This window comes from Stenotrophomonas humi, from assembly GCF_001431415.1.
Taxonomy (GTDB): Bacteria; Pseudomonadota; Gammaproteobacteria; order Xanthomonadales; family Xanthomonadaceae; genus Stenotrophomonas; species Stenotrophomonas humi.
Genome location: NZ_LDJI01000027.1, coordinates 107120 through 126501, shown reverse-complemented (window position 1 = coordinate 126501; position 19382 = coordinate 107120). Strand labels below are relative to the sequence as shown.

At 65.7% G+C, this 19382-nt stretch carries 16 protein-coding genes; all 16 read left to right on the top strand.

Translation table 11 applies throughout. The features are described 5' to 3' along the window. Positions 1–77: 77 nt before the first annotated feature. Complete coding sequence (gene flhB, locus ABB26_RS14655; RefSeq protein WP_057635448.1) at positions 78–1208, top strand: flagellar biosynthesis protein FlhB; 1131 nt, start codon at positions 78–80, stop codon at positions 1206–1208. Further along, a complete protein-coding gene (gene flhA, locus ABB26_RS14650; RefSeq protein ID WP_057635447.1) occupies positions 1205–3310 on the top strand; it encodes a flagellar biosynthesis protein FlhA in 2106 nt (701 codons plus the stop codon). The genes flhB and flhA overlap by 4 nt, the downstream gene beginning before the upstream one ends. Before the next feature lie 160 nt (positions 3311–3470). Further along, entirely contained in the window at positions 3471–5150 is a 1680-nt protein-coding gene (locus ABB26_RS14645; protein WP_057635494.1) for an AAA family ATPase, read from the top strand. After that, positions 5137–6021 (top strand): MinD/ParA family protein, encoded by an 885-nt coding sequence (locus tag ABB26_RS14640; RefSeq protein ID WP_057635446.1) that lies wholly within the window; start codon positions 5137–5139, stop codon positions 6019–6021. The genes ABB26_RS14645 and ABB26_RS14640 overlap by 14 nt, the downstream gene beginning before the upstream one ends. After that, a complete protein-coding gene (locus tag ABB26_RS14635) occupies positions 6018–6764 on the top strand; it encodes an RNA polymerase sigma factor FliA (RefSeq protein ID WP_057635445.1) in 747 nt (248 codons plus the stop codon). The genes ABB26_RS14640 and ABB26_RS14635 overlap by 4 nt, the downstream gene beginning before the upstream one ends. 13 nt (positions 6765–6777) lie before the next feature. After that, positions 6778–7170: a chemotaxis response regulator CheY gene (gene cheY / locus ABB26_RS14630; RefSeq protein ID WP_057635444.1), complete on the top strand. Its 393-nt coding sequence runs from the start codon at positions 6778–6780 to the stop codon at positions 7168–7170. After that, the gene (locus ABB26_RS14625; RefSeq protein WP_057635443.1) at positions 7170–7790 is read left to right on the top strand and encodes a protein phosphatase CheZ; all 621 of its coding nucleotides are present in this window, start codon (positions 7170–7172) and stop codon (positions 7788–7790) included. The genes cheY and ABB26_RS14625 overlap by 1 nt, the downstream gene beginning before the upstream one ends. Positions 7791–7793: 3 nt before the next feature. Next, positions 7794–9620: a chemotaxis protein CheA gene (locus ABB26_RS14620; RefSeq protein WP_057635441.1), complete on the top strand. Its 1827-nt coding sequence runs from the start codon at positions 7794–7796 to the stop codon at positions 9618–9620. 132 nt (positions 9621–9752) lie between these two features. After that, entirely contained in the window at positions 9753–10493 is a 741-nt protein-coding gene (locus tag ABB26_RS14615; protein WP_057635439.1) for a flagellar motor protein, read from the top strand. A gap of 3 nt (positions 10494–10496) precedes the next feature. Then, a complete protein-coding gene (motD, locus tag ABB26_RS14610) occupies positions 10497–11441 on the top strand; it encodes a flagellar motor protein MotD (RefSeq protein ID WP_057635438.1) in 945 nt (314 codons plus the stop codon). Further along, positions 11441–12226, top strand: coding sequence for a ParA family protein (locus ABB26_RS14605; protein ID WP_057635435.1), 786 nt, complete (start codon positions 11441–11443; stop codon positions 12224–12226). The genes motD and ABB26_RS14605 overlap by 1 nt, the downstream gene beginning before the upstream one ends. Further along, positions 12223–13194 carry a chemotaxis protein CheW gene (locus ABB26_RS14600; protein WP_057635434.1) on the top strand — a complete coding sequence of 324 codons (972 nt, stop codon included), beginning with the start codon at positions 12223–12225 and terminating at the stop codon, positions 13192–13194. Before ABB26_RS14605 ends, ABB26_RS14600 begins: the two co-directional genes overlap by 4 nt. Before the next feature lie 296 nt (positions 13195–13490). Next, positions 13491–13799, top strand: a complete 309-nt coding sequence (locus tag ABB26_RS14595; RefSeq protein ID WP_057635432.1) for an STAS domain-containing protein — start codon at positions 13491–13493, stop codon at positions 13797–13799. After that, a complete protein-coding gene (locus tag ABB26_RS14590) occupies positions 13796–14161 on the top strand; it encodes a response regulator (RefSeq protein WP_038688521.1) in 366 nt (121 codons plus the stop codon). The genes ABB26_RS14595 and ABB26_RS14590 overlap by 4 nt, the downstream gene beginning before the upstream one ends. Positions 14162–14197: 36 nt before the next feature. Then, positions 14198–16180: a chemotaxis protein CheA gene (locus ABB26_RS14585; RefSeq protein WP_057635430.1), complete on the top strand. Its 1983-nt coding sequence runs from the start codon at positions 14198–14200 to the stop codon at positions 16178–16180. A 583-nt stretch (positions 16181–16763) separates the two neighbouring features. Further along, the gene (locus ABB26_RS14580) at positions 16764–19013 is read left to right on the top strand and encodes a methyl-accepting chemotaxis protein (RefSeq protein WP_057635427.1); all 2250 of its coding nucleotides are present in this window, start codon (positions 16764–16766) and stop codon (positions 19011–19013) included. Positions 19014–19382: the final 369 nt, after the last annotated feature.

Genomic DNA, 19382 nt, shown 5'->3' with positions numbered 1-19382 from the left:
GCACGCTTGCAGCCCCTGCACCCGATTCCGGAACAGTTCTTGCACCACCCGGATGACCTCCTTATCCGCGCCGTGCCATGTCCGAGAACGAACAGGCCGGGGAAAAAACCGAACTCCCCACCGAAAAACGCCTGCGCGACGCGCAGGAACAAGGCAACATCCCGCGCTCGAAGGAACTCGCCACCGCTGCCGTGTTCACGGCGGCGGTGGTGGCACTGGCGACGCTGTCCGGCCCGGTCGCCAACAGCTCGCGGGAGTGGATGAAAGCGGCGCTCAGCCCCGACCCCTCCCTGCTGGACACCCCGCAGGCACTGTTCGGCCACGCCGGGTGGCTGATCCTGCGGCTGATGCTGGCGGTCAGCCCGGTGATCCTGGTGTGCCTGCTTGCAGGCTTCATCGCCCCGGTGCTGATGGGTGGCCTGCGTTTTTCCAACAAGGCGCTGATGCCCGATTTCAAGCGCATGAATCCGATGAGCGGGCTCAAGCGGCTGTATGGCGGCGAGGCGGTGGCCGAGCTGATCAAGTCGATGCTGCGCGTGGCCTTCATCGGCGGCGCCGCCAGCCTGAGCATCTGGCACAGCATGGACAGCCTGCGCGGGCTGCTGCACCAGCCGCTTGAAAGTGCCGTCAGCAACGGCCTGGGCTTCACGCTCAAGCTGCTGCTGGCCACCGGCGGCGCCCTGGCGTTGCTGGCCGCCATCGACGCGCCTTACCAGAAGTGGAACTGGCTGCGGAAGCTGAAGATGACCCGCGAAGAGCTCAAGCGGGAGATGAAGGAAAGCGAGGGCAGCCCCGAGGTCAAGGGCCGCATCCGCCAGATGCAGATGCAGATGTCACAGCGCCGGATGATGGAAGCGGTGCCCACCGCCGACGTGGTGGTGGTCAACCCCACCCACTACGCGGTCGCCCTGAAGTACGAAAGCGGTCGCATGAACGCCCCCACCGTGGTTGCCCGGGGCGTGGACGAAGTGGCCCTGCGCATCCGCCAGGTGGCCGACGGCAACAAAGTCGCCATCGTCTCCGCACCGCCTTTGGCACGCGCCTTGTATCGCGAAAGCCAACTTGGCAAGGAAATCCCCGTGAGACTGTATTCGGCCGTCGCCCAGATCCTGTCCTACGTCTACCAACTGCGCCAGTGGCGCACCGGCCCGATGCCGTCGCAGCCGGCCTTCGAGATCGACGAATTCGGCACCGGAGCCAAGCCATGAGTGCGCAGGCCTCGGGCGTCAACGCGCGCCGCGTACTGGACATGCTGCGTCAGGGACTTGGCGCGCCACTGATCGTGCTGGCGCTGCTGGCGATGGTGGTGGTGCCACTGGCCGCGCCGGTGCTCGATGCGCTGTTCACCCTGAACATCGCCATCTCGCTGATGGTGCTGCTGGCCGTGGTCTATGTGAAACGGCCGCTGGATTTCACCATCTTCCCGATCGTGCTGCTGATCACCACGATGCTGCGGCTGGCGCTGAACGTGGCTTCCACCCGCGTGATCCTGCTCAACGGCCAGAACGGTCACGAAGCGGCCGGCAAGGTGATCGCCGCGTTCGGTGAGTTCGTGATCGGGGGCAACTACGCAGTCGGCATCGTGGTGTTCGCGATCCTGACCATCATCAACTTCGTGGTCATCACCAAGGGTGCCGGGCGCGTGTCGGAAGTGACCGCGCGCTTCATCCTGGACGCGATGCCCGGCAAGCAGATGGCCATCGATGCCGACCTCAACGCCGGTTTGCTGACGCGTGAGGAGGCCAAGGCCCGTCGCGAAGAGGTACGTGAGGAAGCCGACTTCTACGGCGCGATGGACGGTGCCAGCAAGTTCATCCGTGGCGATGCCATTGCCGGCATCCTGATCCTGTTCATCAACCTGCTCGGCGGCCTGGCCGTGGGCGTGCTGCAGCACGACATGGCGTTCGGCGACGCCGCCGCCACCTACACCCTGCTGTCCATCGGTGACGGCCTGGTGGCGCAGCTGCCGGCGCTGTTGATCTCCAGCGCGGTCGCCATGCTGGTCACCCGCGCCTCGCGCTCGCAGGACATGGCCCAGGCCATGATGGGTCAGGTGTTCGGCCAGTACCGTGCGCTGGCCATCGCGGCCGGCATCATCGGACTGGTCGGCCTGGTACCGGGCATGCCGAACCTGGCCTTCCTGACGCTGGCCGCGATCCTGGCGTTTCTGGCCTGGAAGTTCTGGAAGCGCGAAACCGCGGCTGCCGCCAACCCGAAAGCGACCGCCACTGCGGGCGCCGAGACCGGCATCCCGGGGCTGGCGCCACCCGCCTCGCCGACCGCCGAACTGAGCTGGGACGAACTGCGCCCGGTCGATCCGCTGGGCCTTGAAGTCGGCTACCGGTTGATTCCACTGGTGGACAAGACCCAGGGCGGCGAACTGATGGCACGCATCAAGGGCGTGCGTCGCAAGCTCACCCAGGACCTGGGCTTCCTGATTCCGCCAGTCCATATCCGCGACAACCTGGAGTTGCCCGCCAGCGCCTACCGCCTGCTGATCCATGGCGTGCCGGTCGCCACGGCCGACATCCACCCCGACCGCGAACTCGCGTTGGACCCGGGCAGCGCCATGGGCAAGCTTGAAGGCATTGCCGGCAAGGACCCGGCCTTTGGCCTGGATGCCACCTGGATCCAGCCCCACCAGCGCGCCCATGCCGAATCGCTGGGTTACACCGTGGTTGATCCGGCCACCGTGGTCGCCACCCATCTGTCGCACCTGATCCGTGAGCACGCACCGGAACTGCTTGGCCATGAGGAAGTGCAGCAGTTGCTGGCGACCCTGGCCAAGAGCGCCCCCAAGCTGGCCGAGGAGCTGTCGCCCAAGGCGTTGCCGCTGTCCACCGTGGCGCGCGTGCTGCAGAACCTGCTGATCGAACGCATCCCGGTGCGCCAGCTGCGCAAGATCGCCGAAGCCCTACTGGAAACCGCACCGGTCACCCAGGACCCGGCCGCGCTCACTGCCGCCGTGCGCAACGCGCTGGGCCGTTTCATCGTGCAGGAGATCGCCGGAATGTCGCCGGAGCTGCCGGTGTTCACCCTCAACCCGCAACTGGAACGGGTCTTGCAGGAGTCCACGCAAGGCAATGGTGCCGCACTGGAACCCGGTCTCGCCGAACGCCTCCATCAAAGTCTTGCCGATTGTGTCGGCAAGCAGGAGGCCCGCAACGAGCCCGCGGTCGTGCTGGTACCGGCGCCGGTCCGCGCCGCGCTGGCGCGCCTGGTCCGCCACAGCGTTCCCTCGCTGTCGGTCCTGGCCTACAGCGAGGTACCGGAGGACAAGCGGCTGAAGCTGGTCGGCACGATCAGCTGAGGCAGCCCGGAACCCGGCGCTGATACCTGCGCCGGTGACGGAAAACAGACACCTGACCCATTACCAGACACCCCCGCACGAAGGAGCACGCCACGCCATGCAGGACACCGCCATCGCCAACGCTGCTGCTTCGGGCCAGCCCCACTCCCGGTACCAGAACATGAAGATCAAACGTTTCGTCGCCGCCGACATGCGCACCGCCATGAACCTGGTGCGCAAGGAGCATGGGCCGGATGCCGTCATCCTCTCCAACCGCCGCATCGAGGAAGGCGTCGAAATCGTGGCAGCTGCCCATTACGACGAAACCGCCGTGCAGCAGGCACTGGAAGCCAGCCGCCCGGCCGCGCCGGCACCGGCCAAGCCGCGCAGCGCCGCCGAAGCCATCATGGCCGCCGTCACCCGGCGTCGGACGCCCGAGCCGGAGCCCGTCACCGCCACCACCTCGGCCGTGGCAGCGCTGGCGCGCTCGGCCGTCGGCGCTACCGGCCGCTCCATCGACAGCAGCCTCGAGCTGGCACCGGGCAGCCGTTTTGCCTCGCTGCTCAAGCGCCCTTCTTCGGATGACCTGGAGCCGCTGCTGCAGCTCGAAGCGCAGCGCTTCGCCACCCTGCCCGCCAGCGACGACGAACCGCCGGTGGTGCCGGTTTTCCGTCCCGCAGGCAGCACCCCGACCCGCGTCGCCGCGCCGCAGTTGCCGGAAGTCGCCAGCGAACGGCCGGTCGAGCGCGCACGTTTCTTCATTGATCCGCCACAGCACGACGACGCGCCCCTGGCAGCGGTGGTGCCGCAGCCGGCGATTGCCACAGCTTCAATGGCCGCGCCGGCCTTCGCAGAGTCCCCCACGGCCGCGGCGATTCCGGCGATTCCGGCAGCTCCGGCCAATGCCGAAGCCGCCCCGATCCTCACCACGCAGCTGATCAGCAACCCTGGCAACGAGCGCGAGCTCAATCAGCTGCGTCAGGAAGTGGTCGGCATGCGCCAGATGATCGAGCGCGAAATGAACCGCTTCACCGACGAACGCCTGCGCGGCAGTGCGGTGCGCGGCAACGCATTGGATCTGATGGACGAATACGGCTTCGATGCGGGCCTGTCGCGTGACGTGGTCATGCAGATCCCGGCCGACATTGAACCGGCCCGCGCCCGCGGCCTGATGCTGGGCCTGATCTCGCGCAAACTGCCGATCGCGCCCATCGACCCGATCGAAGCCGGTGGCGTGATCGCGCTGGTCGGCCCCACCGGTGCCGGCAAGACCACCACCATCGCCAAGCTCGCATCGCGCTTTGCCAATGCCCATGCCGCCCGCGACGTGGCATTGGTCACCACCGACACCCAACGCATCGGCGCACGTGAGCAGCTGTATGGCTTCGGTCGTCAGCTCGGCATCGCCGTGCACGAGGCCAACAGCAGCACCGACCTCAATCAGCTGCTGGAACGCCTGGCCGACTACAAGCTGGTGCTGATCGATACCGCCGGCCTGGGCCAGCGCGACCGCGCGCTCACCGCACAGCTGCAGTGGCTGCGTGCCGCCGGCCAGATCCGCACCCTGCTGGTACTGCCGGCCAACACCTCCTTCCAGGACATGGACGAGGTCGTGCGCCGCTTCAGCGCCGCCAACCCGCAGGGCCTGGTGCTGACCAAGCTGGACGAGACCGGCCGCTTCGGTTCGGCCCTGTCGGTGGCGGTGGACCACCGCCTGCCGATCACCTGGGTGACCGACGGCCAGGACGTTCCGGAAGACCTGCACCGGGCTTCGGCAGCCAATCTTGTACTTCGCCTTGAAGATTTGCGGCGCGCGGCCGATATGCCCTGCAATCCGGAGTTGAACAATGCAGTCGCGTGAGTACGCCAAGCTGACCCACACCTTCCCGCTATCGGCCACCCGGCGCGATCCCGCGGGCCCGGTGCGCACCATCGCCGTCACCGGCGGCAAAGGTGGCGTGGGCAAAACGAATGTCTCGGCCAACCTGGCCGTGGCACTGGCGGGCATGGGCAAACGCACGCTGCTGCTCGACGCCGACCTGGGCCTGGCCAACATCGACGTGGTGCTCGGCCTGCACCCGAAGCACACCCTGGCCGACCTGGTCGCCGGGCGCTGCACGCTGGAAGAAGTCATCGTCGAAGGCCCCAACGGCGTGCTGGTGGTCCCGGCTGCATCGGGGCGCCGGCACATGGCCGAACTGCAGCCGGCCGAACACGTCGGCCTGGTCAATGTGTTCTCCGAACTGGAACGCGACCTGGATGTGATGATCATCGACACCGCCGCCGGCATCACCGACAGCGTGTTGACGTTCTGCCAGGCCGCGCAGGACACCGTGGTCGTGGTCTGCGACGAACCGGCCTCCATCACCGACGCCTACGCCCTGATCAAGGTGCTCTCGCGCGAACGCGGCGTGGACCGCGTCCAGGTGGTGGCCAACATGGCCCGCGATCCCAACGAAGGCCGCGCCCTCTATGAAAAGCTGGTGCGTGTCTGCGAGAAGTTCCTGATCGACGTCTCGCTCAACTACCTGGGCTGCGTCCCGCAGGACGACTGGCTGCGTCTGTCGGTGCAGCGCCAGCAGCCGGTGGTGAAGCTTTACCCGTCGGCACCGGCGTCGCTGGCGATCCAGGAGATCGCCCGCCGCACCGCCCGTTGGCAGGCGCCCACCGCACCCCGCGGCGGCGTCGAATTCTTCCTGGAACGCATCCTCCAGCAGAAGGTGAGCGCATGAACGCCGCAGCCCAATACCGGGAAGTCCAGCGCAACGCCGCCAATGAATGCATCGCCCGCCACGCGGATCTGGTACGGCGCATCGCCCACCATCTCGCCGCACGCCTGCCGGCAAGCGTCGAGGTCGATGACCTGATCCAGGCCGGCATGATGGGCCTGATCGAAGCCTCGCGCAGCTACGACGCAGAACAGGGCGCCTCGTTCGAGACCTACGCTTCCATCCGCATCCGTGGCTCGATGATCGATGAGATCCGGCGCGGCGACTGGGTTCCGCGCTCGGTGCATCGTCGCGCGCGCGACGCCGCCGCCACCATTCGACGCCTGGAACAAGCCAGCGGCCGCACCGCCAGCGCCAGCGAAGTGGCCGAGGCGATGGAAATTCCGTTGCCCGAATACATGCGCCTGATCGAGGACGCATCGCGCGGCCAGGTACTGAGCCTGGAATCGCGCATCGAAGACCACGGCGAGCTGGACACCCCGTCCACCGGCGGCCCGACCCCGCAGCAGATGCTCGAACGCAGCCAGTTCGGCGCCGAGCTGGGCAAGGCCATCGCCCTGCTGCCCGAACGCGAACAACTGGTGCTCTCGCTCTACTACGAGCAGGAGTTGAACCTCAAAGAAATCGGCGCGGTACTCGGCGTAAGCGAGTCACGCGTCTGCCAGATCCACGGCCAGGCCACGCTGCGTCTGCGTGGCCGGTTGAAGAGTTTCGAGGCCGCTGACGCCGGCCTTGGGGAACCATGAAGAGGAACATCCTTTGAACAAGAACATGCGCATCCTGATCGTTGACGACTTCTCGACCATGCGTCGCATCGTCAAGAACCTGCTCGGCGATCTGGGCTTCACCAACACCGCCGAAGCCGAGGACGGGCATGCCGCGCTGGCCCTGCTGCAGAGCCAGCCGTTTGATTTCGTGGTCACCGACTGGAACATGCCGGTGATGACCGGCATCGAGCTGCTCAAGGCCATCCGTGCCGACGCCAAGCTCAAGACCCTGCCGGTGCTGATGGTTACCGCCGAAGCCAAGCGCGAGCAGATCATCGAAGCCGCCCAGTGCGGCGTGAACGGCTACATCATCAAGCCGTTCACCGCGCAGACATTGGAAGAAAAACTCGGCAAGATTTTTGAACGCCTGGCAGCGAGCGCCTGATGGACCTGCACGCCGAAGCGTTGAGCGACAAGTCGGCCCTGGTGCAGCGCCTGCAGGATGCGTTGGCGGCGCTGGAAAACGGTGACGAAGCCAGCTGGCGCCGGGAAATCGACGCGCTGGCCGCGCTGCGTACGCAACCGATGATGGCCGGCCTTGGCCGTCTGGCCCGCGAGCTGGGCCAGGCGTTGGGCGAACTGCCAAGCGTGCCATCCGAAGCGGGCGAACTGGACGATGCCTGTGCACGACTGGATCACGTCGTGCAGATGACCGAACAGGCGACCCATCGCACCCTGGATCTGGCCGAGGAATGCCGCGAGCTGACCGAGCGCCTGCGCGCCGAAGGCCTCAACCCGGATCAGGACCAGTTGCTCGACCGCATTCGCCACAACCTTACCGAGGTGGCGCTCACGCAGAGCTACCAGGACCTCACCGGGCAGATCATCCGCCGCGTGGTCGGCATCGTGCGCCGCGTGCATGAAGGCTTCGGTGCACTGGGTCTGCCACCAACGGAAGAAGAGGCCCGCAATCCGGGCCTGGCCGGCCCTGCCCTCAAGGGCCTGGACCGCCACGCGGTTTCCCAGCACGACGCCGACGACCTGTTGTCGGATCTGGGGCTGTAAGACATGAGCGCCTTTGCCGACGACATCGCCGCCGATTTCATCCTCGAAGCGCAGGAGATCCTCGATCGGCTGGGCGAACAGCTGGTGGCACTGGAACAGGCGCCGCAGGACAACGACCAGCTCAACGCCGTGTTCCGTGGCTTCCACACGCTCAAGGGTGGCGCGGGCTTTCTGGCGATCACGCCCATGGTCGAGCTGTGCCACGCCGCCGAGGAAACCCTGGGCATGGCCCGTGCCGGCAAGGCGGAGCTGCTCGCCCATCACTTCGATGCGGCCCAGCAATCGCTGGACTGGCTGCAGTCGATGCTTGATGCCGTGTCCAATGGCACCGACCCGGAACACGCCCCGGCAACGCTGATCGCACAGTTCGATGTCGGCGCCGCGCCCGTTGTGGTGGCTGCACCGGTCAGCACCGACAGTGACCTGATCAGCGAGGACGAGTTTGAAGCCCTGCTCGACCAGCTGCATGGCGGCACCGTGCCGGGCGCTGTGGCGGCCAAGGTGGATGACACCCTGATCAGCGAGGATGAATTCGAAGCCCTGCTCGATCAACTGCACGGCGGTGCTGCCCCGGGGGCGGTGACCGCTGCGCCGGTGGCTGCGGCGATCACACCCGCCAAGCCTGCAGCAGCACGCCCGGCAACTGCCCCCAAGGCAGCGGCGGTCAAAACCGCCGAGCCTGAGCAGACGGTGCGCGTGGATACAAAGCGCCTGGATGCCATCGTCAACCTGATCGGCGAACTGGTGCTGTCGCGCAACCGTCTCAAGACGCTGCGCACACGGCTGAAGGATGAAGAGCTCGATCGTGCGGTATCCACCCTGGACATCGCCACCGCGCGCCTGCAATCGGCAGTGATGCGCACCCGCATGCAGCCGGTCGGCAAAGTGTTCTCACGCTTCCCCAAGGTGGCGCGCGATGTTGCCCGCTCGCTGCAGAAAGAAGTGGATCTGGAGCTGATCGGCGCCGACACCGAGCTGGACCGCAACCTGGTCGAAGCGCTGGCCGACCCCTTGGTGCACCTGGTGCGCAACGCCATTGATCATGGCGTGGAAATGCCGGATCTGCGCGAAGCCCAGGGCAAGTCACGCATGGGAAGGGTCCGGCTCTCCGCGCAACAGGAAGGCGATTACGTCAGCATCGAAGTGCAGGACGATGGCGCCGGCATCGACCCCGAACGCCTACGCGCCAAGGCGCGTGAGAAAGGCTTGATCGACCCGGAAGCCGCCGCCCGCCTGACCAGCGAGGAGTGTCTGCACCTGGTGTTCCTGCCGGGTTTCTCGACCAAACAGCAGGTCACCGATATCTCCGGACGTGGCGTCGGCATGGACGTGGTGCAGTCACGCATCCGCGAACTCAGCGGGCAGATCCAGATTCAATCCGAACTGGGCCGCGGCAGCCGTTTCCTGATCCGCGTGCCGCTGACCCTGGCCATTCTTCCAACCCTGCTGGTGCAGGCCGGTGAGGACGTCTACGCCCTGCCGCTGGCGCGGGTGATGGAAGTGCTGCACGCACCGGCCACCTCGCTGGGCTGGTTTGACGGCCGCGCCGTGCTTGATCGCAAGACCCACACGCTGGCCTTGCTGGACTTGCGTCAATGGCTCGGCGTCACACCGATGCCGACGACGCTGTTGACCATCGTGGTGCTGCAGATGGGTGAAACCCGGTTCGGGCTGGTGGTGGACCAGGTACGCGGCCGCGAGGAAGTGGTCATCAAGCCACTGCCACGCGCACTGCGGGGGCTGCGCGGCTACGCCGGCGCCACCCTGATCGGCGACGGGCGCATGGCATTGATTCTCGACGTCGATGGCCTGCGGGGTGGTCAGGGGTAAGTAGACGTCAGCGATGCATGACGCGGGCTGCGGGCTGCCGGCTGCGCGCCACCTCCCCTTTCCCACGTGCGGGAGAGGGGCTAGAAATTTCTCCAACTCAAGACCGCATTCACCAGGCCGATATCCAACACCATGGACCGACTCAGCATCATTGGACTTTTCCTCGCCCTGCTCTCACTGGTGGGCGGCAGCATCCTGAAGGGTGCCGGTCTGTCCTCGCTGTGGTCGCCGGCCGCATTCGTGATCGTCATTGTCGGCACCCTCGCCGCGATCCTGCTGCACACCTCGCCGGCCGTATTCAAGCACGCCTTCAAGATCGTGCGCTGGGTGGTCAAGCCGCCGGTCAGTGATCGGCGCGCGCTGATCCAGCAGATCGTGGACTGGAGCAACATCGCCCGCCGCCAAGGCCTGCTCGGCCTGGAGCCGCAGGTGGAAATGCAGGACGACGCGTTCATCCGCAAGGGCCTGCAGCTGGTGGTCGACGGCGTCGAGCCGGACACTATCCGCCACATGATGGAAATCGAGCTGGGCAGCCAGGAGCAGCAGGATCTGGCCGCCACCAAGGTATTCGAGGGCATGGGCATCTATGCGCCGACGCTGGGCATCATTGGCGCCGTGCTCGGCTTGATCGCGGTGATGAAGAACCTGGCTGACCCAAGCAAGCTCGGTCATGGCATCGCCGCCGCGTTCACCGCCACCATCTACGGCATCGCCTCGGCCAACCTGCTGTTCCTGCCGGTATCGGCCAAGCTCAAGGGCGTGATCGCACACACGACCCGTGAACGCGAAATGGTCATCGAAGGCCTGATCGCCATTGCCCAGGGTGAGAACCCGCGCAACATCGAGAACAGCCTGGCCGGGTTCGTGAACTGAGCCATGGCACGTCGCAAGCGCCACGAAGAGCACGGCAATCACGAAGCATGGGCCATTCCCTATGCCGACCTGATGACCCTGCTGCTCGCCTTTTTCGTGGTGATGTACGCCATCTCCTCGCTCAACGAGGGCAAGTACCGGGTGATGGCCGACTCCCTGTCCACGGCATTCGGCGGTGCGCCGCGCACCATCACCCAGGTCCAGGTCGGCAACATGCAGATCCAGGGCGGTGGTCATGACACCCCGTCGGTGATCCGCTCACCCAGCATGACCGGCGGCGCCATGTCCGATCCCACCCAGCTGCCGTCGATGGCGTCGCATATGCGCATGCCGGTGTCCGCGCACAACCAGGAACAACTGCGCCGCGCCGAGCGCCAGTTGAACCAGATTGCCGACCGCTTGAGTTCGGCGTTGGCGCCACTGGTCAAACAGGGCGTGATCACGGTGCGCCGCACCGAACTCTGGCTGGAAGTTGAAATCAACAGCGACATTCTTTTCAGCACCGGCTCGGCCGCACTCGATGTCGGCGCGCGCGACACGCTCGGCAAGCTCGCCGATGTGCTGCTCGACGCCCCCAACGGCGTGCGCGTGGAAGGCCACACCGACAACCTGCCCATCGCCACGGCGCAGTTCCCATCCAACTGGGAATTGTCCGCCGGCCGTGCGGCGAGCGTGGTGCACCTGTTCGCCGACCATGGCGTGCAACCGGCGCGACTGGCGATGGTCGGTTACGGCGAATTCCGCCCGCGCGAAAGCAACGATCAAGCCGCCGGCCGCAATCGCAACCGGCGGGTGATGGTCATCATCCTGGCCGATTCGGCGTCCGCCGCCGACCTGCCGGGCGTTGGCAACACCACTGCCAGCACCCGCACCGACACCGCGACACCGGCAGGCGGCGCACCCGTTGCCACCGGCGCGGTGCCTGCTGTCATCGAAGGAGTTCATTGATGCGTATCTGGGCCATTGCCAACCAGAAAGGTGGCGTCGGCAAGACCACCACCACGCTGTCGCTCGGCCGCGGCCTGGCCGCGCGCGGCCACAAGGTGCTACTGATCGACCTGGACCCGCACTCCTCGCTCACCCGCGCCTTCGGTGTACCGCTTGAGCCGGTGCCGCAGGGGGTGCAGGAGCTGTTCGCCACGCCACCGCATGAGATCGCCAGCCTGTCGCGGGCCAGCGATATCCCGGGCCTGGATTACCTGTGCGCGCAGGCGTCATTGGCCACCCTGGAGCGACGCAGCGCCAATCAGCCCGGCCTCGGCCTCGCCCTGCAGCAGGCGTTTGCGCGTCATGGCGACCGCCACGATTACATCCTGCTGGACTGCGCGCCCACGCTCGGCTTGCTGATGATCAATGCGCTGGCCGCTGCCGACCGCCTGATCATTCCCACCCAGGCCGAACCGCTGGCGTTGCATGGCCTCGAGGGTATGGTCCGCACCGGTGAAATGGTGGAACGTTCGCGCAAGCGCGCCCTGCCGATCTCGGTATTGCCCACCCTGTTCGACCGCCGCACCCGTGCCGGCAACGAAACCCTCAAACAGATGCAGGACCGGCACGGTGCCCGCGTCTGGGAGGACGCCATTCCGGTGGACACCCGCATCAGCCATGCCGCAGGACTCACCCAGCCAATGCAGGGTGATGACTATCCCGGTCGCGGTCACGCCGCCTATCGCCGCGCACTGGAGTGGATCCTTGGCGAGGATGGCCGCGCGCTGGAGCAGGAGGCCGCATGAGCACCGCTGGCGCCTTGGACGACTACCTCGACGAACTGTTGGCCGAAGCCATTCCCGCACCAGCGCAGGCCCCGGTCAGCGACGGCCCGTCAATCTCGCTGCCCGTACCCACCGCGCTCGTCGGCGTACCCGGCGACAGTGCTGAACTGGAGGCTGCTTTCGAGGAGGCGCTGGCGGCAATGCAGGCCAAAGCCGGAAGCTCAGTGGAACCCAGCTGGGATAACGTCCCGCCCGAGGTTCCGCAGACAACGGTTGATACCACGACAGAGCACACCCCCGAGCCCACCTGGGATGACTTGCCCGACGAAGTCATCTACGAAACCGGGCCGGCAGAGAGCGCCAAACTGGCGCACGTCGACAGCCCTGCGCTGCAGAGCGCCTTCGATGTGGCGGCGGGCGTGACGCCACCCGCACCCGCCCCGATGCCCTCCACCGCACGCGCGCCCATCGCCCGTGCGCAGCCCGCCCCTGCACGACCCAGCAGCTGGCAGGAACTGCAGGCCCAGGCCCATGCTGCCGCCGGCCCGCAACAGCGCCGAGCCAGCGAACGCGCCTCGCGCTGGCTGCGCCTGCGCTGCGGCCAACAGACCTATGCGCTGGAATTGCTGAAGGTGCAGGAAGTGGTGCTGCCGGTACCACTGCTGGCGCTGCGCGGCACCGATGCATCCATGCTCGGCATCATGAACCTGCGTGGCCAGGTGGTGCCGGTAATGGACCTGTGCCTGCATCTGGAGATGGCAGCCACAGCGGAAGACCCGCAGACCCGCATCGTGGTGCTTGAAGAAAACGGCGAAGTGCTGGGCCTGCGGGTATCGGCCGTCGAGGACGTCGCCAGCCTCACCGATTCCCAGATCGAGCCACCCGACACCGCCCGCATCTGCCAGATATCCAACGAACTGTTCCGCGGCATCGCCCGCGTCGGCAGCCAACCGATGATCCTGCTGGATGCGACGCGCCTGCTGCAGTGAGTTGGGGTGAGGATTGCAGAGCGAGGCAGGCGCACCACTCGCTGGCACCTCGCTTGGGCTCCAGGCCCCCTGCCTTGCGCATGGCACAGCGGAGGATCGAGGAGGAGCGGCTTGGACTCTGCCTCCAACCGCCGGCAAGGCGTCCTGGCCCAGCCCTCAGCCCATTGCTTCGCGATGGGACAGGCAAGCGCCAAACCGTGCGTCCGTTGGCACTCTGTCCCGCATTTCCCTATGTGCCCTAAAGATCCCCGGCGCAACGCCGCTAAACCTCCCAGTAACGTTTGTCCGGAGCGACGATGAGCACTGTGGCGCTGTTGCAGGATCTCGGTATCGAGACCACCAGCGAGTTGAAACAGCAATTGGCCCCGCACCTTGGCCAAGGCGGTGAACTGCGCGTGGACGCAAGCGAGGTTTCGCGGATACACACCGCGGCCATGCAGGTGCTCTGCGCCTTCGTGCTGGCCCGCCAACAGGCCGGCCATACCACCGTCTTCGACAACGCGACCGCAACCTTCCTTGACGCCGCGCGCTTGCTCGGCGTGCTCCGGACCCTGGGTCTGGAAGCAACCCCTGACACAACGAGATCTGTGGAGAACGCTGCATGAGCGCACGAATCCTGGTGGTAGACGACTCGGCGTCAATGCGCCAGATGGTGTCTTTCGCCCTCACCTCGGCCGGCTTTTCGGTTGAAGAAGCCGAAGACGGCGCCGTCGCCCTGGGCCGTGCCAAGGGCCAGCGCTTCAATGCGGTGGTGACCGACGTGAACATGCCCAACATGGACGGCATTTCGCTGATTCGCGAGCTGCGCCAGCTGCCGGACTACAAGTTCACGCCGATGCTGATGCTCACCACCGAATCGGCCGCCGACAAGAAGTCCGAAGGCAAGGCTGCCGGTGCCACCGGCTGGCTGGTCAAGCCGTTCAATCCCGAACAGCTGGTCGCTACCGTCCAGAAAGTCCTGGGCTGATCAGCCCTGCCTGCCTTACCAACGGATACCGCGCCAATGAGCATGGACCTGCAACGCTTCCACGCCACCTTCTTTGAAGAAAGCCGCGAAGGGCTGGATGCGATGGAAGCCGGCCTGCTCGCCCTGGAAGATGGCGCGCAGGATCCGGAGATCATCAACTCCGTCTTCCGCGCCGCGCACTCGATCAAGGGTGGCGCCGGCACGTTCGGCTTCGATGCGATCGCCGGCCTGACCCATGTGCTTGAAACGCTGCTGGACGAGCTGCGTTCCGGCAAGCGCGCCCTGGCCGGCAACGCCGTCGATGCGATGCTCGCCTCGGTGGACGTGCTGCGCGCGCTGCTGCGTGAGGCCGAGCACGGCCAGGCAGCGGATCCGGCGGCGGTCAAGGCCGTGACCGACCGCCTGCAGGCGGTGTTGTCCGGGCAAGCACCATCCCCTGCCAAGGTTGCTGCCGCCGTCAAGGAAGATGACACGCCGGACGCATGGCAGATCGGTTTCGCGCCCGCGCCGTCACTGTTCATGAGTGGCAATGACCCGCTGCGCATCATCCGCGAACTGGAAACGCTGGGTTCACTGCATGTCGAACCTCGCATGCAACGCCTGCCCGCCTTCGCGCAGCTCGATCCGCTGGAAGCCTATCTCGCCTGGGATCTTGGCCTGGTCGGCAAGGTGCCGCGCAGCCGCATCGAAGACACCTTTGCCTGGGTGGTGGACGATTGCGAGCTGGACATCCGTCCTGCCGCACCGCCGAGCCTGGCAATCGAAGCAGCGCAGCCCGAGCCGGTATCAGTGACGGCCACTGCCGGCGACGCCTCCAAGCCCGCAGCAGGCGGCGCCCCTGCGCACGAAGCCGAGTCCTCCATCCGCGTCAGCGTTGACAAGGTCGATGCCCTGATCAACCTGGTGGGCGAGCTGGTCATCACCCAAGCCATGCTCAAGCAGGTTTCCGGTGGCCTGGATCCGGCACATGCCGAGCAGCTGCTCGCCGGCCTCGATCTGCTGGAGCGCAATACCCGCGACCTGCAGGAAGCCGTCATCGGCGTGCGCATGTTGCCGGTGGATGCGGTGTTCCGCCGTTTCCCGCGTCTGGTCCGCGACCTTTCCAGTCGCCTCGGCAAACAGGTGCGCCTGCGCACCATCGGTGAAGGCACCGAGCTCGACAAGGGCCTGATCGAAAAGATCGCCGACCCACTCGTACATCTGGTCCGCAACTCGATCGATCACGGCCTGGAAATGCCGGACGTGCGGCGCGAGGCCGGCAAGGAAGAAACCGGCACCATCACCCTGGCAGCCTCACATCAGGGCGGTCATATCGTGATCGAGGTCAGCGACGACGGCCGCGGCCTGAACCGCGACAAGATCCTGGCCAAAGCCCTCGAACGTGGCCTCAACGTTCCTGACAATCCCACTGATTCACAGGTGTGGGACCTGATTTTCCAACCGGGCTTCTCCACTGCCGACGCGGTCACCGATCTGTCCGGCCGTGGTGTCGGCATGGACGTGGTCCGTCGCAACATCCAGGCACTCGGCGGCGAAGTCCAGCTGGAAAGCCGCACCGGCGCCGGCACCCGCGTGCTGATCCGCCTGCCCCTGACGCTGGCCATCCTCGACGGCATGACCGTTTCGGTCGCTGGCGAGACCTTGATCCTGCCGCTGGCGTACGTGCTCGAAGCACTGCAGCCACAGGCCGAAGATATCCGCACCATGGGCGGCGAAGGCCGCGTGCTGCGCGTGCGCGGCGAGTACCTGCCGATTCTTGCCCTGGGCCAGCACTACGGATACCGAGACAGCAGCCACGCCGATCCGCTGGTGGTGGTGGTCGAGAGCGATGGCCAGAAGATCGCGCTGGAAGTGGACGAACTGCTCGGCCAGCAGCAGGTGGTAGTCAAGAACATCGAGAACAACTATCGCCGCATCGGTGGTGTCTCCGGCGCCACCATCCTTGGCGACGGCCGCGTCGCGTTGATCGTCGACATCGGCGGTCTGGTACGTTCGCTACGTATGCCCCAGGCGGCTTGAGGCCGCCAAGCACCAGCTCCTCACGGAAATCTCCCGCGAAGCGGAAGTCCACCGCTCCCTTCCTCCGGTCTGCCGGGTGAAGGGAGGCGGTTTGCGGGCCGCCTCCTCCCAGGTGACGGGACAGCATGCGCGATATACGGCAGCGACGCGTCGGCTCGGCGCAGCGACAGGGTCTCGTCCACATGACCTCGTCCACGGCCCTGTGCTGAGAGCGAAACCGATCCATGGAAAGCCCACCGCCATCCGCTCGCGGGCGGACGTGCCCGACATGCGGTGGATCGTTCTGGGCTGAGCACGCGGCGTGCAGTTGGAGCAACACCGATCCAGCCCCGCCGCAGGCAAGGGAAACCGACCGCGGAAGCGTTGGTATTCCGTGCCACCGCGCACGCGTCGAATCGCCGCCTGAACGCCGTTCAGCAGCGCTCCTCTCAGTCGCTCAAGAACCCTCACTGGTCGCCGATACCTCAGCACGTCGTGGTTTCCGCACCACAAAGGCGCCCCCGCCGCCTTGCTCAATCAACCGATATTTCCGCAGGTGCACCGGGCCTGTGCGTAGCGCGAAATGCCAATGGAGGCGCCTGCAATGAAATGGTTCCAGAACCTGTCGATCACGCGGAAGCTGTTGGTGGCTTTCTGTTCCACCGGCCTGCTCACCCTGCTGCTGGGCCTGTTCTCGGTGTGGCGCCTGGGTGTGGCTGAGCGCCAGATCGAAGAGGTCAGCAGCAACTGGATGCCCTCAGTGCAGCATCTGGGCGAAATGCGCGCCCAGCTGGGTGAATTTCGTACTTTCGAACAGGCCCAGTTGAGTTACCAGGGCAACGCGACGCAGCTGGCCGACTATGACAAGCGCATGGCGGAAACCCGCGCCCTGATCGAAGCCGAAGAAAAAGCGTATGACAGCATCGAAACCGCAAGCACCAAGGAAGAGCAGCAGCTGTACGACAAGGTAAAGACGCTTCGCGCTGCCTACTTCGGTGCGCATGAGCGCATCTCCGCCGCCATCGCGCTGGACGATTTCGACACCGCGCGCACCATTTCCAGTGATGAATCGCGCATGTTGCGCCGCGATCTGTTCAACCAGCTCAAGCAGCTCTCGCAGTACAACCAGACGCAGTTGAGCAAGCAGACCGCTGAATCCAAACAGGCCCATACCCGCTCGTTGCTTACGGTGTTTGGTGTCCTGGCGCTGGCACTGGTGCTGGCAGCCCTGCTGGCATGGGTGATCATCCGCGCGATCATGGTGCCGCTGGAAGAAGCCGTCCGCGTGGCCGATGATGTTTCCGTCGGCAAGCTGGATCGCCGCATCGATGCCTCGCGCCGCGACGAAGTAGGCAAGCTGCTGTCGTCGATGCAGCGCATGCAGACGCAGTTGCAGGCGGTAATCGCCGCACAGGGCGAAATGGCCCGCCAGCACGACGCAGGCACCATCAGCTACCGCATGGACGAAAGTGCATTCCCCGGCGAGTACGGGCAGATGATCCACTCCACCAATGATCTGGTGGCATCGCAGGTAAACACCATCCTGCACATGCTGGACGTCCTGAAGCGCTACTCGATTGGCGACATGAGCATGGACATCGACCGCCTGCCCGGCGAGAGCGCGGTGATGACCGAGGCCGTGGACGGCATCAAGGCCAGCCTGTCCTCGATCAATACCGAAATCACGCGCCTGGCTGGCGCCGCTGCGGCGGGTGACTTCACCCAGCGGGGTGATCTGAACCGCTACCAGTACGATTTCCGCAACATGGTGAGCGGCTTGAATCACCTGATGGAAACCGCAGACGGCAACCTGGCCAAGGTGTCGCAGGTGCTGCAGGCGCTTGCACAGGGTGACCTCACGGTGCGCATGGACGGCCAGTTCAACGGCGTGTTCGCACAGATGCGCGATGACGCCAATGCCACCGTTGATCAGCTGGCCAGCATTGTCGGTCGCATCCAGAATGCGGCGTCCAGCATCAACCTGGCAGCCACCGAGATCGCTACCGGCAACAACGACCTGTCGCGCCGCACCGAGCAGCAGGCCGCCAATCTGGAAGAGACCGCCGCCTCGATGGAGGAGCTGACCTCCACCGTGCGCCAGAATGCCGAACACGCCCGCCAGGCCAACCAGCTCGCCATCGGCGCGCATGGCGTCGCCAGCCAGGGTGGCAACGTGGTGCAGCAGGTTGTCACCACCATGAGTGGCATCGAAGCCTCGTCCAAGAAGATTGCCGAGATCATCTCGGTCATTGACGGCATCGCCTTCCAGACCAACATCCTGGCGCTGAATGCTGCGGTGGAAGCAGCCCGTGCCGGTGAGCAGGGTCGCGGTTTCGCCGTGGTTGCCTCGGAAGTGCGCACGCTGGCGCAGCGCTCGGCCGGTGCCGCCAAGGAGATCAAGGGGCTGATTGAAGACTCCGTCGGCAAGGTCGGCGAAGGCTCGGCACTGGTGCATCAGGCAGGCACCACCATGGGCGAGATCGTCGCCTCGGTGCAGCGCGTCACCGACATCATGGCCGAGATCTCGGCCGCCTCGCAGGAGCAGTCGGCTGGTATCGAGCAGGTCAATCAGACCGTGGTGCAGATGGATGAAACCACCCAGCAGAACGCTGCGCTGGTGGAAGAAGCCACCGCTGCTGCCCGCGCGATGGAAGAACAGGCACTGCTGCTCAACGAAGCGGTCGCCGCGTTCCGCGTGACCACGACCTCACGCCCTGCCGCCGTGGCCGCCAACGCCAGGCCTGCAGCGGTTGTCGCCGCGCCGTCATCGGGCTATCGCCCGGCACGCATGGCCGCCGCGCCACGTCGCATGGAACCGATGGTCGCCAATGGCGAGGATTGGCAGGAGTTCTGATCGGCACGCTTGCTAAGCGGCTCAACGGCCTCGTCTGACAAAGACGAGGCCGTTTTCATTTCAGTCGGTGGACGGCAGCGACCAGCACCTGCCGCGGAGCAGCGTCAGTAAAAGTGATGCGACACACAGGCTCTTACGGCAGCCGATCACGTTGTCCGCCTGCTCCGATTGAATGCGTCAGCTACATGATCTTCATGTGATTGTTTGTGCTGAATTCTTCAGAATGTCCGCAGTAATTGCCCTACAGCCCGCAAAGCTGGGCGCCGATACCGGCTCTGACCACACCGCTTCAACGCGGTGATGTGCACGCCTCTCGGCGGCGCTTTCTAGAAGGACACGATCGCCCGCCACTCACAATTCAGTCGATCC